Source organism: Phytobacter sp. V91, from assembly GCF_965644225.1.
In the GTDB taxonomy this organism is placed as follows: Bacteria; Pseudomonadota; Gammaproteobacteria; order Enterobacterales; family Enterobacteriaceae; genus CBFFRJ01.
The window spans coordinates 17,444-30,714 of the sequence record NZ_CBFFRJ010000011.1; the positions used below are offsets into that span (position 1 = coordinate 17,444).

General features: G+C 54.8%; 13 protein-coding genes and 1 riboswitch. Of the genes, 8 read left to right on the forward strand and 5 right to left on the reverse strand.

Annotated elements, in window-relative coordinates:
• Window positions 1-39: 39 nt before the first annotated feature.
• The 6 genes from ACSZO4_RS03695 (at window position 40) to ACSZO4_RS03720 (ending at window position 7,667) form a co-directional block, all read left to right on the forward strand.
• Window positions 40-1,419: a HEAT repeat domain-containing protein gene (locus tag ACSZO4_RS03695; protein WP_437887502.1), complete on the forward strand. Its 1,380-nt coding sequence runs from the start codon at window positions 40-42 to the stop codon at window positions 1,417-1,419.
• A 142-nt stretch (window positions 1,420-1,561) separates the two neighbouring features.
• Window positions 1,562-2,923, forward strand: coding sequence for a prephenate-dependent tRNA uridine(34) hydroxylase TrhP (trhP, locus tag ACSZO4_RS03700; RefSeq protein ID WP_437887503.1), 1,362 nt, complete (start codon window positions 1,562-1,564; stop codon window positions 2,921-2,923).
• A gap of 254 nt (window positions 2,924-3,177) precedes the next feature.
• A complete protein-coding gene (yegS, locus tag ACSZO4_RS03705; RefSeq protein WP_437887504.1) occupies window positions 3,178-4,077 on the forward strand; it encodes a lipid kinase YegS in 900 nt (299 codons plus the stop codon).
• Between the two features lie 349 nt (window positions 4,078-4,426).
• A complete protein-coding gene (locus ACSZO4_RS03710; RefSeq protein WP_437887505.1) occupies window positions 4,427-5,704 on the forward strand; it encodes a nucleoside permease in 1,278 nt (425 codons plus the stop codon).
• Window positions 5,701-6,705, forward strand: a complete 1,005-nt coding sequence (locus ACSZO4_RS03715; protein WP_437887506.1) for an ADP-ribosylglycohydrolase family protein — start codon at window positions 5,701-5,703, stop codon at window positions 6,703-6,705. The genes ACSZO4_RS03710 and ACSZO4_RS03715 overlap by 4 nt, the downstream gene beginning before the upstream one ends.
• Complete coding sequence (locus tag ACSZO4_RS03720) at window positions 6,702-7,667, forward strand: PfkB family carbohydrate kinase (RefSeq protein ID WP_437887507.1); 966 nt, start codon at window positions 6,702-6,704, stop codon at window positions 7,665-7,667. The genes ACSZO4_RS03715 and ACSZO4_RS03720 overlap by 4 nt, the downstream gene beginning before the upstream one ends.
• Here the strand turns inward: ACSZO4_RS03720 and ACSZO4_RS03725 are convergent.
• From ACSZO4_RS03725 to thiM, 3 genes are read right to left on the reverse strand one after another with little or no spacing between them, the layout of a single operon-like run.
• Window positions 7,641-8,387, reverse strand: a complete 747-nt coding sequence (locus ACSZO4_RS03725) for a GntR family transcriptional regulator (protein WP_437887508.1) — start codon at window positions 8,385-8,387, stop codon at window positions 7,641-7,643. The genes ACSZO4_RS03720 and ACSZO4_RS03725 overlap by 27 nt on opposite strands.
• A 42-nt stretch (window positions 8,388-8,429) precedes the next feature.
• Window positions 8,430-9,230: a bifunctional hydroxymethylpyrimidine kinase/phosphomethylpyrimidine kinase gene (gene thiD / locus ACSZO4_RS03730; RefSeq protein ID WP_437887509.1), complete on the reverse strand. Its 801-nt coding sequence runs from the start codon at window positions 9,228-9,230 to the stop codon at window positions 8,430-8,432.
• Window positions 9,227-10,015, reverse strand: a complete 789-nt coding sequence (gene thiM, locus ACSZO4_RS03735) for a hydroxyethylthiazole kinase (protein ID WP_437887510.1) — start codon at window positions 10,013-10,015, stop codon at window positions 9,227-9,229. Before thiM ends, thiD begins: the two co-directional genes overlap by 4 nt.
• A 35-nt stretch (window positions 10,016-10,050) precedes the next feature.
• Window positions 10,051-10,147, reverse strand: a riboswitch (TPP riboswitch).
• Window positions 10,148-10,618: 471 nt separating this feature from the next.
• On the opposite strand from thiM, the gene ACSZO4_RS03740 reads away from it, so the two are divergent.
• A complete protein-coding gene (locus tag ACSZO4_RS03740) occupies window positions 10,619-10,864 on the forward strand; it encodes a hypothetical protein (protein ID WP_437887511.1) in 246 nt (81 codons plus the stop codon).
• A gap of 47 nt (window positions 10,865-10,911) precedes the next feature.
• Here ACSZO4_RS03740 and ACSZO4_RS03745 read toward each other — a convergent pair whose 3' ends face one another.
• The gene (locus ACSZO4_RS03745) at window positions 10,912-11,655 is read right to left on the reverse strand and encodes an AraC family transcriptional regulator (RefSeq protein ID WP_437887512.1); all 744 of its coding nucleotides are present in this window, start codon (window positions 11,653-11,655) and stop codon (window positions 10,912-10,914) included.
• A gap of 100 nt (window positions 11,656-11,755) precedes the next feature.
• Here ACSZO4_RS03745 and ACSZO4_RS03750 point away from each other — a divergent pair, with 100 nt between their 5' ends.
• Window positions 11,756-12,151: a nuclear transport factor 2 family protein gene (locus ACSZO4_RS03750; protein WP_437887513.1), complete on the forward strand. Its 396-nt coding sequence runs from the start codon at window positions 11,756-11,758 to the stop codon at window positions 12,149-12,151.
• 60 nt (window positions 12,152-12,211) lie between these two features.
• Here the strand turns inward: ACSZO4_RS03750 and ACSZO4_RS03755 are convergent, their stop codons facing one another.
• The gene (locus ACSZO4_RS03755) at window positions 12,212-13,255 is read right to left on the reverse strand and encodes a fimbrial protein (RefSeq protein ID WP_437887514.1); all 1,044 of its coding nucleotides are present in this window, start codon (window positions 13,253-13,255) and stop codon (window positions 12,212-12,214) included.
• Between the last annotated feature and the right edge of the window lie 16 nt (window positions 13,256-13,271).

Consider the following 13,271-nt stretch of genomic DNA (forward strand, 5'->3'; position numbering starts at 1 on the left):
ATCACCCGGCTGACATCAACAGATAACACACGGACTCCAGTGAAAAATAATACTTTTCTGTCGCGATGGCTGAGCCGGAAGGCGAAACCCGTACCCGACGCCGAAACGCTCACCCACCGGCAAATTCTCACCCTGCTGGACAGCCCCTGGCAGCCTGAACTGAGGCCCGGACCGGATGGAAAATACTCTGTTGAGACCCTGTGTCTGCTAACCCGCCACCATAATGGCTATGTGCGGGAAAAAGCCCTGCACGCGCTGACTGGCGCTGAGGATATCTCTGCGCTGGACGCTTTGCTTGTCGCCGTGAATGACTGGGTCAAACCCGTCCATCATTTGGCCGCTGCGACGGTTATCGCGTGGCTGATGCCCGCCAGCACACCGGCGTTTATTGCCCACTTGCCGCAGATCCGCAAGCTGCTTACCTGCAAGCGTTATGACCACCATGCTTTTGTCAGCCAGATTTTGCGCTATCTGGTGGATGAGGATTTACCCGGCCTGCAACGGGCATTGCACTCTTTGGAACGTTCGCTTCGGGACGCGGCGCTACGTACCCTTATTGAGCAGGATCGGCTCGATGACGAAAACGCCCTGCTCAACGTGCTCGCAAACCGGGACAGTAACCTGCGGGCCATCGCCGTCGAATACTGGTTAGCGAAAAACCGACTGCTTTCGCCGGGGTTAATCCTGCGTCTGCTCCAGGATCCCTGGGCACGCATTCGCCGGGCGGTTCTTCTGTACCTCGATGAGCACGGGCAACGTCCCCCCGTAGAGCTGTACCAGCCACTGCTGCTGGATAAAAATACGCTTATTCAACAACGCACCCGCCGGATGCTGGAAAAGGTAGTGGATGCCAGCGCATTCTGGCAGCAGGTTGTCTGTTCGGATGATTACACCCCGACCCAGCGTCGGAGTGCGCTATACGGACTAAAAGAGATACGCCACCCAGGTCTGCTCGCTCTGGCGCAGTGGGGATACACACTTCAGGCGCCCGCTATCCGCAATGCGGCGCTGCATATTCTGCTGGAGCTGGAAGGCGACGGCGCCAGAGAACGGGTGACAGAGACCCTCGCGCATCCCTCGCTGGCCCTTGCCCTGGCAGCGTTACGTCTTTTAAAACACACAACGCTGAAGCTGACTTCTGCGGATATTCAGCAACTGCTGGACACCCCCGCCACCGCGTCGCACCGTTTTATTTACTGGCGTCTGCTGCATCAGTTGAACAAGTGGGACTGGCTTATTCTGCTGTTGCGCAACCATGCCTTACTTGCAGAAAGCGAACGTGATGAACAGCTACAGCTGTGGATAAGCCGCTTTAACCAGGCGGGTATTGCGCCCTCGGCTCGCCAGCGCGAGAGCCTGACGCTGCTGCTGCCACAGGTACCGGCGTTTCATCAGCGACTCAGAGGATATTTGCCCTGAAGCGGCTCAGCAAGAAGAGTCAATAAACGGTGGTTTACTCCCCCGGCACGCAGCGCTACAATTCCCGCCCTAAATTTAAGGGATCTCCCCTGCCGCCTCACCTGGTGAGGTGGATCTGACCTGTCATCAGAACGAGAACATCATGTTTAAACCGGAACTCCTCTCCCCGGCGGGAACGCTGAAAAATATGCGTTACGCTTTCGCTTATGGCGCGGACGCCGTTTACGCGGGCCAGCCACGTTATTCACTGCGAGTGCGCAATAACGAATTCAACCACGAGAACTTGCAGAAGGGCATCAATGAAGCCCATACACTTGGCAAGAAATTCTATGTGGTTGTTAACATCGCGCCGCACAATGCCAAGCTGAAAACGTTTATTCGCGATTTACAGCCGGTGGTAGATATGGGGCCGGATGCGCTGATCATGTCTGATCCTGGTCTTATCATGCTGGTACGCGAAAACTTCCCGCAAATGGACATTCATCTTTCGGTACAGGCAAACGCCGTAAACTGGGCAACGGTGAAGTTCTGGAAACAGATGGGTCTGACCCGGGTTATCCTCTCACGCGAACTGTCGCTGGATGAAATCGCCGAAATCCGCACTCAGGTGCCGGATATGGAGATCGAGATTTTTGTCCACGGCGCCCTGTGCATGGCCTATTCCGGCCGCTGCCTGCTTTCCGGCTATATCAACAAACGCGATCCTAACCAGGGAACCTGCACCAACGCCTGCCGTTGGGAATACAAGGTGCAGGAAGGTAAGCAGGACGATGTGGGTAACATCGTGCATGTTCACGAGCCTATCCCGGTGCAAACCATTGAACCCACCCTGGGCATCGGCGCGCCAACCGACAAAGTCTTTATGCTTGAAGAGGCCCAGCGTCCGGGCGAGTACATGACCGCATTCGAAGATGAGTATGGTACCTACATCATGAATTCGAAAGATCTACGCGCCATTGCCCACGTTGAGCGTCTGACTCAAATGGGCGTGCACTCGCTGAAAATCGAAGGCCGCACCAAATCCTTCTATTACTGCGCCCGTACCGCTCAGGTCTACCGTAAAGCTATCGACGATGCCGCCGCCGGAAAACCCTTTGACCCGGCGCTACTCGAAACCCTGGAAGGGCTGGCTCACCGTGGTTATACCGAGGGGTTCCTGCGTCGTCACACCCACGATGACTACCAGAACTACGAATACGGCTACTCTGTTTCCGAGCGCCAGCAGTTCGTCGGGGAATTTACCGGTGAGCGTAAAGGCGAACTGGCCGCGGTGAGAGTGAAAAACAAATTCACCCAGGGCGACAGCCTCGAACTGATGACCCCGCAGGGCAATATCAATTTCACCCTTGAGCATATGGAAAACGGGAAAGGTGAAGCCGTTGGCGTGGCGCCGGGCGATGGTCATACCGTCTGGTTCCCGGTTCCGCATGATCTACAGCTGGAATATGCGTTATTAATGCGCAACTTTACTGGACAGACCTCGCGCGATCCGCACGCTAAGTAATTAACTGCCGTTATTTTTTACCAGCAGAAGAATCTTAGAATCGGATCACATACCGCTGCGTTCAATATGGGTATTATCCTTTTCGCTGAAAAACATAACCCATAAATGCTAGCTGTACCAGGAACCACCTCCTTAGCCTGCGTAATCTCCCTTACGCAGGCTGATTTTTTATTTCCCCTCTTTTTTCATCCATCAGGCACACTTCCCTCTCCTGAGATACACTTTCCTTAGGTTGCACTGATAAGGCAGGCAGGATGAGTAATATTCCAGGTAGTTTCTTGATCCTCAACGGGAAAAGCGCAGGTGATGACGAGCTACGTCAGGCCATTATGTTGTTGCGCAGTGAAGGTATGGATATTCAGGTCCGTGTGACCTGGGAGAAGGGTGATGCCGTGCGCTATGTCGCCGAGGCCGTGCAGGCCGGTGTGGATACGGTGATTGCCGCAGGCGGCGACGGCACCATTAATGAAGTTGCCACCGCGCTGGTCCGCAGCCATGGCGGGAACATCCCCGCACTGGGCATTTTGCCACTGGGCACCGCCAATGACTTTGCCACCAGCGCCGGGATCCCCGAAAAGCTGAGTAACGCCCTGCAACTGGCCATTGTCGGCAAAGCCGTGCCCATTGATATCGTCGAGGTTAATAACCAGACCTGCTTTATCAATATGGCGACGGGCGGTTTTGGTACCCGCATCACCAGCGAAACGCCGGAAAAACTGAAGGCCGCGTTGGGGGGCGTCTCCTATCTTCTGCACGGACTGATGCGTATGGACACCATCAAAGCAGACAGCTGTGAAATCCGGGGCGAGAGTTTTCACTGGCAGGGCGATGCGCTGGTCATTGGTATTGGTAACGGACGTCAGGCGGGCGGCGGTCAACAACTCTGCCCGCAGGCGCTGATCAACGACGGACAACTGGAACTGCGCATCTTCACCGGGGATGAACTCCTGCCCGCGCTGTTCACCACCCTCACCCAGCCGGATAACAATCCGCATATTATTGACGGTCAATCAGCCTGGTTTGAAATCAGCGCCCCCCATGACATCACCTTTAATCTTGATGGCGAGCCGCTGAAAGGGCAGAAATTTAATATTCAGATCCTGCCTGATGCGCTGAAATGCCGCCTGCCCCCGGACTGCCCGCTGCTACGCTAATGCGGCCCCTCGACAAATGCCGCGCCGCAGGCGGTCGGTTGTTATCCATCATCTGCCGGGTGACTTAATCCTCCCCGGCAGCCAGAGCGGGTCCACCTTCTTTGCAAGGTAACTGCGCAATATCCGTCTCATCTTTATGCCCCTTAAGCCTTAAGCCTCGCGAGAAGAGGCCAGAAAGCCAGATGGCGCCGACTAAGCCTGATTTTTACAGGTTTTCAGCACTATCAGCTGGCTCGATTCATGTAAACAAAAGTGTGAAGATGTTCATAATCTCACCGCAAAGGTATTTCAAAGGTATTATTGAGTGATACCATTCGAGCGTACCTTACCTGTCATGAAGGATTTAAAGATGAAAACAACAGCCAAGCTGTCGTTCATGATGTTTGTTGAGTGGTTTATCTGGGGAGCCTGGTTTGTCCCACTGTGGTTATGGCTGAGCAAAAGCGGCTTTAGCGCAGGGGAAATCGGCTGGTCTTACGCCTGTACCGCCATCGCGGCGATTCTGTCGCCTATCCTGGTGGGTTCGCTGACAGACCGTTTTTTCCCGGCACAAAAAGTGCTCGCCGTCTTAATGTTTGCCGGTGCGGTTCTGATGTACTTCGCCGCTCAGCAGACGACCTTTGCCGGTTTCTTTCCGTTACTGCTGGCCTACTCTCTGACCTATATGCCTACCATCGCCCTCACCAATAGCATTGCTTTTGCGAACGTGCCGGATGTCGAACGTGATTTCCCGCGCATCCGCGTGATGGGAACCATAGGCTGGATTGCATCCGGTCTGGCCTGCGGTTTCCTGCCGCAAATGCTCGGTTATAACGATATTTCGCCAACCAACGTGCCTTTGCTGATCACCGCAGGCAGTTCAGCGGTACTCGGCATCTTTGCTCTCTTGTTACCGGACACACCGCCGAAAAGTACCGGCAGGATGGATATCAAAGTCATGCTTGGGCTGGATGCACTAATCCTGCTGCGTGACAAAAACTTCCTCGTTTTCTTCTTCTGTTCTTTCCTGTTTGCGATGCCGCTGGCCTTTTACTACATCTTCGCCAACGGTTATCTCACTGAAGTCGGGATGAAAAATGCCACCGGCTGGATGACCCTTGGGCAGTTCTCTGAAATCTTCTTTATGCTGGCCTTACCCTTTTTCACTAAGCGCTTTGGTATTAAAAAGGTATTATTACTTGGTCTTATCACGGCGGCGATCCGTTACGGTTTCTTTGTCTACGGTGGAGCGGAGCAATATTTCACTTACGCCCTGCTGTTCCTCGGCATTTTGCTTCATGGAGTGAGCTACGACTTCTACTACGTAACGGCTTACATCTATGTCGACAAGAAAGCTCCTGTACATATGCGCACTGCCGCACAGGGACTTATCACGCTGTGTTGCCAGGGATTTGGCAGCCTGCTTGGTTACCGCCTGGGCGCCGTCATGATGGAAAAAATGTTTGCCTTAAAAGAACCGGTTAATGGTTTGACGTTCAACTGGGCAGGTATGTGGACTTTCGGGGCAGTGATGATCGCCGTGATTGCCGTGTTTTTTATAATTTTCTTTCGCGAGTCGGATAAAGAAATCACTGCGATTAAGGTCGACGAACGCGATATTGCGCTGACACAAGGGGAAGTAAAATGAAAGCAGAACGTATTCTCGGTGCTCTTTACGGGCAGGCATTAGGGGATGCGATGGGCATGCCGTCAGAACTGTGGCCAAGAACACGCGTCAAAGCGCATTTTGGCTGGATTGACCGCTTTCAGTCTGGCCCAAAAGAGAACAATGCGGCCTGCTATTTTGACCGCGCGGAATTTACCGATGATACCTCAATGGCGCTCTGTCTGGCCGATGCACTTTTAGCGCGCAACGGTCAGATCGATCCGGATCTAATTGGTCGTAACATTCTTGAATGGGCGTTGCAGTTTGACGCCTTCAACAAAAACGTCCTCGGCCCGACCTCAAAAATCGCCCTGAATGCCATCCGGGACGGAAAACCGGTCGCCGAACTTGAAAACAACGGCGTCACCAATGGAGCAGCGATGCGCGCCTCGCCGCTGGGCTGCCTGCTACCGGCGAGAAATCTGGATGCCTTTATCGATGATGTCGCGCTGGCATCCAGCCCTACGCATAAATCGGATCTGGCGATTGCGGGCGCGGTGGTAGTAGCCTGGGCAATCTCCCGGGCTATTGACGGCGACAAATGGGCCAATATTGTGGAGTCTCTCCCCGCCATTGCCCTTTACGCCCAGCAAAAACGCATCACCACCTTTAGCGCCTCCCTCTCGGCACGTATCGAAATGGCGTTGAAAATTGTGCGTGAGGCCAACGGTGTGGAATCCGCCAGCGAGCAGCTCTATCAGATCGTGGGAGCGGGAACCAGCACGCTCGAATCAGTCGCCTGCGCGGTTGCCATGGTTGAACTGGCGCAAACGGATCCAAACCGCTGTGCGATCCTTTGCGCCAACCTCGGCGGCGACACCGATACCATCGGCGCAATGGCCACGGCAATCTGCGGCGCTCTTAACGGCGTCGACGCGATTGACGCCGGGCTGAAAGCAGAACTGGATGCGGTCAACCAACTCGATTTCATGCGCTATGCTACAGCGCTGGCAGGTTATCGTGAACAGCGGGAGGGATTATGAGCAGCGCGCGCTTGCATGAACTGTTGCCGACATTAGCGACCCACTGCCCCGTTACCCTGGTGGGAGCAGCGGTCATCGACGTGATTGCTGATGCCTATGCCCTGCCCTGGCGCGGCTGCGATATTGAGCTTAAACAGCAAGGGGTTAACGTGGGCGGATGTGCCCTGAATATTGCTGTCGCACTCAAACGCCTGGGCATTGAAGCCAGCAATGCCCTTCCGCTCGGTCAGGGCGTCTGGGCCGATATAATCCGCACTCGCATGGCAAAAGAAGGCCTGCACAGCCTTATTGAAAACGCCGATGGCGATAACGGCTGGTGTCTGGCGCTGGTAGAGCCGGATGGCGAACGCACCTTCATGTCCTTCAGTGGCGTAGAAAATCAATGGAATGCCGACTGGCTGGCGCAGTTAAGCGTGCCGCGCGGGAGCTATATCTACTTTTCTGGCTACCAGCTCGCCTCACCCTGCGCAGAACAACTGGTCAGCTGGCTGGAAGGACTGGAGGAGGTCACCCCCTTCGTCGATTTTGGTCCGCGAATTGGCGACATCCCCCCCGCATTGATGACAAGGATCATGGCCTGCCGCCCGCTGGTGTCACTTAATCGCCAGGAAGCCGAAATCGCCGCAGAACGCTTTGAATTTAATCCGGACGTGGAAGCCTTCGGCGCGCAATGGGTTGACCATTTTGCCTCGCCGCTGGTGGTACGCCATGATAAAGACGGCGCGTGGTTTTTTAGCGCGTCAGCCTCAGGGCAGGTGAATGTCTTCTCCACCCATGTGGTGGATACGATCGGTGCAGGAGATAGCCACGCGGGCGGAATGCTGGCAGGACTGGCGTCGGGCTGGTCGCTGGCGGACGCCGTGCTGTTAGGTAATGCGGTGGCCTCCTGGGTGGTAGGACATCGCGGGGGCGATTGTGCCCCCACAATTGAGGCGCTACTCCTCGCACACAAAGACGTATAGGTCGCTTCGGCAATAACTGATGCTGTACTCAATGGGTCGCTGCTGTTGATCGAGGGCAATCTGCTTGATCACCAGCACCGGCACCGAACTGTCCATCCGGATGTGCGACTGAAACTCAGCATCCGGCATGCGGGCACTGACGCGGGAGCGGGTCCGCTGCGGGAAGATGTTCTGGCTACGGAAATAGTCATACAGCGAAATACCAATCGCATCAGCGTCATGAATCAGATGGGCGGGCACCCAGGACTCTTCAATTGAGACAGCATCTTCGTCAACATAGCGAATCCGCTTAAGCAGAAAGACATCGCTGTCAGCGGCAATCGCCAGCTGCTGAGCCACCTCCTGCGGACACTTCACCACCCTCTTGTTAACCCACAACGTATCGGGCTTTTTACCGCGTAGTACGACCTGCTGAGAAAATCCCCGCGCCTCTTTTAACGAGTACTCGAAGATATTGTTGATCTGCGTCCCGTAGCCTCTTGCGCGGGTCACAACGCCCTCTTCCTCAAGCGCCTGCATCGCTTTACGCACCGTAATGCGTGAGACACCGGTCAGCTGACTCAGGTCACGCTCGCCGGGCAAAATGTTGCCATGTTCAAGACCGCCACTGCGCACGGCATTTTTCACCGTTTCGGCAAACTTGATATACAGCGGCGTATTATCTGCCGCTGCGATCCGCTCATTAAGTTGCGCTATAAGCCGGGTATGCGCTTGTTCCATTAGTCTTTTCCTGGCCGGGAGTCAGCGGCCAGTATACTACCATTACCACCACTGATGAAAATGGTGTACCGGGCCAATGCCCTGGCCGACCTCAAGGCTGTCTGCCTGAACGAGCGCCGCGCCAAGCCAGCTTTTTGCCTCCTCAACGGTCGTGTTCCAGTTTTGATGCCGCGGACGCAGTGCCGCCAGGGCTGCCGACAGAGTACAACCGGTACCGTGGGTATTTTTGGTCACGACACGCGGGGCGGTGAAACGGGTCGCGCCCTCACGGGTAAAGAGCCAGTCGGGACTTTCGTTATCATCCAGGTGACCGCCTTTGATAAGCACCGCTTCGCAACCCAGCGCCAGCAGCGCCTGGCCCTGTTCGCGCATCTCGCGCTCATTGCGGGCATGGGGAGCATCCAGCAGTGCGGCGGCTTCCGGCAGGTTTGGGGTTATCAGCGATACCTGCGGCAACAGATGTTCACGCAGCGCCGCCACCGCAGAAGGAGATAACAGCGGGTCACCGCTTTTTGCCAGCATCACGGTATCCAGCACCACATTTTGTACCTGATAACGGCGCAGCCGCTCCGCGACCGCCTCCACGATATCGGTCTGTGCCAGCATGCCGATTTTGGTGGTATCAATACGCACGTCGCTGAAGACGGAATCGAGCTGGGCGGCAACAAAGTCCGGCTCAATCCGATACACCGACTGGACGCCACGGGTGTTTTGCGCCACCAGGGCAGTGATAACCGAGCAGCCATAAGCGCCAAGTGCGGAAAAGGTTTTAAGATCCGCCTGGATCCCCGCCCCGCCGCTGGGGTCCGTGCCGGCAATAGTAAGCGCATTGATACGATTCATACCTGCTCCTCCCCGCCGAGGGTGTACAGGGCATCAAGGAACTCTGGCACAAAGCTGCCCGGTCCCCGGCAACTGGTCATCGCCAGACTTCCCGCCTGGGCCATAAACGCACAGCCGGCGGCGACGTTATAAAGCCTGTCGCCGGGTAGAGCGCAACAGGCCGCCACCACCGCTGAGAGCGCACAGCCTGTCCCCACCACTCTGGTCATTAACGGGTCGCCACCGGTCACCATCAGCGTACGCTGGCCGTCGGTGATGTAATCCACCTCGCCGCTAACCGCCACGATGGCCCCACTTTGCTGCGACAGCGACGCCGCCGCCGGGAGTGCGGCACTGGCGCTATCGGTGGTGTCCACACCTCGTCCACCCGCACTGGTTCCTGCAAGGGCCATAATTTCCGAGGCGTTGCCCCGTATCGCCGCAGGCTGCAGACGAAGCAGATCCCGGCAGAACTGTGTGCGGAAGGTGAGCGCCCCAACGGCGACGGGATCCAAGGTCCAGGGCGTACCGGCGTCATGCGCGCTATGTACTGCCGCCGTCATTGCCAGCGCGCGTTCACGGGTCAGTGTGCCGACGTTAATCAGCAGGGCATCCGCAAAGGTGGAGAATTGCTGCGCTTCCTCAGCGTCAATAACCATTGCCGGCGAGGCTCCGAGCGCCAGCAGCACATTGGCGGTGAAGGTCTGCACCACATCATTGGTCATACAGTGAACAAGCGGGGAACGGCGGCGAAACTGGTGAAGGACTGGCGCGACGTGCGCGCGATGAAGCAGGTCAGGTTGCATAAATTTGCTCCTGCCAGGCTGCGAAGAAGGGATGCCTAGCAGGCATCTGACTTCCCTACGCTGGCATTATCCAGATCAGGTAATACGGGTATTTCTCAGCCTTCACGAAGAAGGGCACCCCGAGTCAAATAAAATCAATAATTTGCGACAGGCATATTGTCATCGCAGTGCAAAATAGTAATGCCGGCAGGCTATCTTGTAAACGGTTAAAACAGTGGGCCAGGGGTTATCAGCAGCCGTTCGAACACTATTTTGTTATCTCATCCGATCAGTGCTTAACAAAACACGCAATTGTCATTAATATGTGCGCAACATTTTCTAACATTGGTTATTTCTCGTCAGCAAAGTCATCGTGAAAAGACACTTTTCTGTTACTTATTGCAAGACAAAGGCAAATGATAATCTTTCTGTAGTGTTTTAAAAATGAGACTTCTATCAAATATCTTGCCTTAGTCTTCCGGGGTGGATATTATTTGTGTCTATTATAGATACAAGATTTTCGACAATTACATGAATGTGAGCCTGGCGTCTGTTTCTCGCGAATTAACCCGACAAGGGCAATTAATCGCAGATCAGAACGGATCCCGGGTACAGGCACTGAATATGACTAACGAATCATTAGCTTTTTGTTTATTAGGATTTACCAAAGAAGAGGCGCTGCCCGCGCTCTATGAATGTGGCTTTTCGCTAAGAGACGCCCCGACAAGCGACGAAAAGGGAGAGAATATTGAAGCCTTTGTCAGAGGTGAAGAAGGCGTGGTGATTTACTACACCCGTCGGGTCATTTCAGAGGTGTATTTCTTTCTGACCGGCGAGTGGTATTCCTTTAATGATGTAACATATCACTGAGTTCAAATACGTTTTCGCGTGCCCGTCCAACAAGCATCATCACATTGTTAACGCTGTAAATCCTGAACGCTTCGCATCTGAAACTGCCCCGGCGTCACGCCAAAACGAGACCGAAAAACCTCAATATAAGCACTGATGTTGCTGTAACCGCTCCGTGCGGCTATTTCACTGACCGGCAACCCTGCCAGCACCCATTGTAATGAGGCGACAACCTTCGCCTGCTGTCGCCACTGGCTAAAACTCAGGCCGGTTTGCTGGCGGAACAATCGACTGAGGGTACGAACACTGACCCCCCAGCGCTGCCCGAGCGCCGTCTGATCCAGCAAACAGTCGGGATGCGCCAGCAGTTCATCAGCAATGTTGCGCGCCCGGCGATCCACGGGCAACGGCATCTGGAGTGGCAGCGGCGGCATAGACGCCATTTCAGCACTCAGCACCCTGAGCAGACTCTGCTGGTATTCGGCTGGGAAAGTGGACTGCGGGCGGGAGCACAGACGTTCGAGCAATGACTGAGTGAAGAGACTGGCGCTGTAAATAGCAGGCCGGGAGGGAAAAAGAGCAGCAGACTCGCTGCCTGGATAAACACTTTTTCCCTGAAGCCTGGCGGGAACATGCGCCCGATGGTGGCAGCCGCCAGGAAACCAGCCCAGCGTGCCGGGCATGACTGTCCACTGAACCTCCGTCATTTCCACCAGCAACACGCCACGCGTGAGCCAGTAAAGCTGGCCCGTCTGATGCTGGTGCCAGGGCGTTTGATGCCCCCGCTCATAGGTAAAGGATTCAATGTGCATCTTACTGGCGGATTATCCGTAAATATTGTCCATCTACGGATAATATACCCTCCGCGCAGTGCCGTAAGCTTGCTTCTCACAAAACACTTTTGATGGAGCTATGATGAAACAGCAGAGCCAGCAGGTTATTAATGCCTTACAGGACATTGTCGCCGACCCCCAACACGATGAAACCCGGATTGCCCGCTACTTCACCCCCGATTATCAGCAGTGCGCTGACGGTAACCTTCTGGATTACCGTGGATTCGTCAAACATATGGCGCTGCTAAAATCACTGACTAAAAGTATAACGGTAACCATACTGGCCATTGCCGAAGAGGCGAATACCGTCTTCACCCATCACCATGTCTACGTAATAAAACACGATGGGCAACAAAGCGAAATCGAAGTAATGGCCCGTTTTACCCTTTGCGCACAACGCATCGCTCGCTGCGACGAGCTGACACGACTTATCCGTGGCGCAAAAGAGGACCATGATTTGGGCAGCCGCAACTAACCAACCCTACAGAGGTTGCGTCACGCTACAGAGTAGAAAGCGTCCTTAACACTTTCTTTGCTACTGATAAGAGAAGGTCAAACTGGCCAGCGCATTGGCAGAACCTGGCGTAATTTCGCCGGTTCGGATATAGCGCACCTGGAAAGGCAATGTTAGCGATTCCGCCGAAGAGGTGGTGGCGGTGATATAGAACTGGTTGATGGTTCCACTAAGTGAACTGTCCGGCCCCAAGGATAACGGTCCGCTTCCGGCATAGAAAAACTGGACGCCAACGCCGCTGGCGGTGGAAGTCGGTGTCAGAGAAACAATATCGCTGGTATTACTCTGGTCCGTCTGATCGGTTAATACTGCGTTTAGTGAAATATTGGCATCACACTGCAAATTGACATAGAACGTTTCCAGTGGTGAGGTGCTATTAACACTGGCCAGAGTATGCATATCCACCGTACCCAGATTAATATCCATCACCGGCATACTGATAGTACAACCGGTGGCGATCACCTCTATGGTCGTGGGGTTGATGATTACGCTGGCCGTTGCTGTTGCCGTTGGTGCGTCATCGCTGCCAGTCATAGCATGCAGTGTGGCGATATTGAGCAGGGGCGTAGTATAGGTACCCGCTTGCATAGGCACGCCGGTTTTGACGAAGGTCACCTTCGCTGACCATCCCAGACTGTTAGCAATGCCGGAGCCACTGGCCGGAAAGGTCTGGGTGAGCTGTGTCTGCAACGGAAGCCAGGTGCTGGCGCCAGTATCTTTTAATCCCAGAATATAGCCAATGCCCGGCACTCCGCTTTCAAAAACATAGTAAGTTACGCCATCCATTACCACCGTTTGCCCGCTCGGCACCGCTGCGCTGCTGGGTTCCATCGTTCCTTTACTACAGGCGGCAAGTAACCAACCGCACCAGAACACCTCATTAACTGTTTCTGTGGTACTCCAGTTGGTGCCGATAAGGTTGCCACCAGTCACCGAATCTGCCGGGCCGGAATAAGCGATCGGGGCAGGCGACAGCACAATATCAGCTTTCCACTCAAGCGCCAGAGCAGGCCTGACCGACACTGTAGCCACACATAACAGCAGAAAAAGGATGCAGGATTTCATCGCGCTTTTACCTTAT

Bases quoted from the DNA above. Each gene is read 5' to 3' on its own strand.
- ACSZO4_RS03755 (WP_437887514.1), bottom strand. From the start codon at position 13,255: ATGAAATCCTGCATCCTTTTTCTGCTGTTATGTGTGGCTACAGTGTCG.
- thiM (WP_437887510.1), bottom strand. From the start codon at position 10,015: ATGCAACCTGACCTGCTTCATCGCGCGCACGTCGCGCCAGTCCTTCAC.
- trhP (WP_437887503.1), top strand. From the start codon at position 1,562: ATGTTTAAACCGGAACTCCTCTCCCCGGCGGGAACGCTGAAAAATATG.
- thiD (WP_437887509.1), bottom strand. From the start codon at position 9,230: ATGAATCGTATCAATGCGCTTACTATTGCCGGCACGGACCCCAGCGGC.
- ACSZO4_RS03720 (WP_437887507.1), top strand. From the start codon at position 6,702: ATGAGCAGCGCGCGCTTGCATGAACTGTTGCCGACATTAGCGACCCAC.
- ACSZO4_RS03745 (WP_437887512.1), bottom strand. From the start codon at position 11,655: ATGCACATTGAATCCTTTACCTATGAGCGGGGGCATCAAACGCCCTGG.
- ACSZO4_RS03740 (WP_437887511.1), top strand. From the start codon at position 10,619: ATGACTAACGAATCATTAGCTTTTTGTTTATTAGGATTTACCAAAGAA.
- yegS (WP_437887504.1), top strand. From the start codon at position 3,178: ATGAGTAATATTCCAGGTAGTTTCTTGATCCTCAACGGGAAAAGCGCA.
- ACSZO4_RS03750 (WP_437887513.1), top strand. From the start codon at position 11,756: ATGATGAAACAGCAGAGCCAGCAGGTTATTAATGCCTTACAGGACATT.
- ACSZO4_RS03715 (WP_437887506.1), top strand. From the start codon at position 5,701: ATGAAAGCAGAACGTATTCTCGGTGCTCTTTACGGGCAGGCATTAGGG.
- ACSZO4_RS03725 (WP_437887508.1), bottom strand. From the start codon at position 8,387: ATGGAACAAGCGCATACCCGGCTTATAGCGCAACTTAATGAGCGGATC.
- ACSZO4_RS03710 (WP_437887505.1), top strand. From the start codon at position 4,427: ATGAAAACAACAGCCAAGCTGTCGTTCATGATGTTTGTTGAGTGGTTT.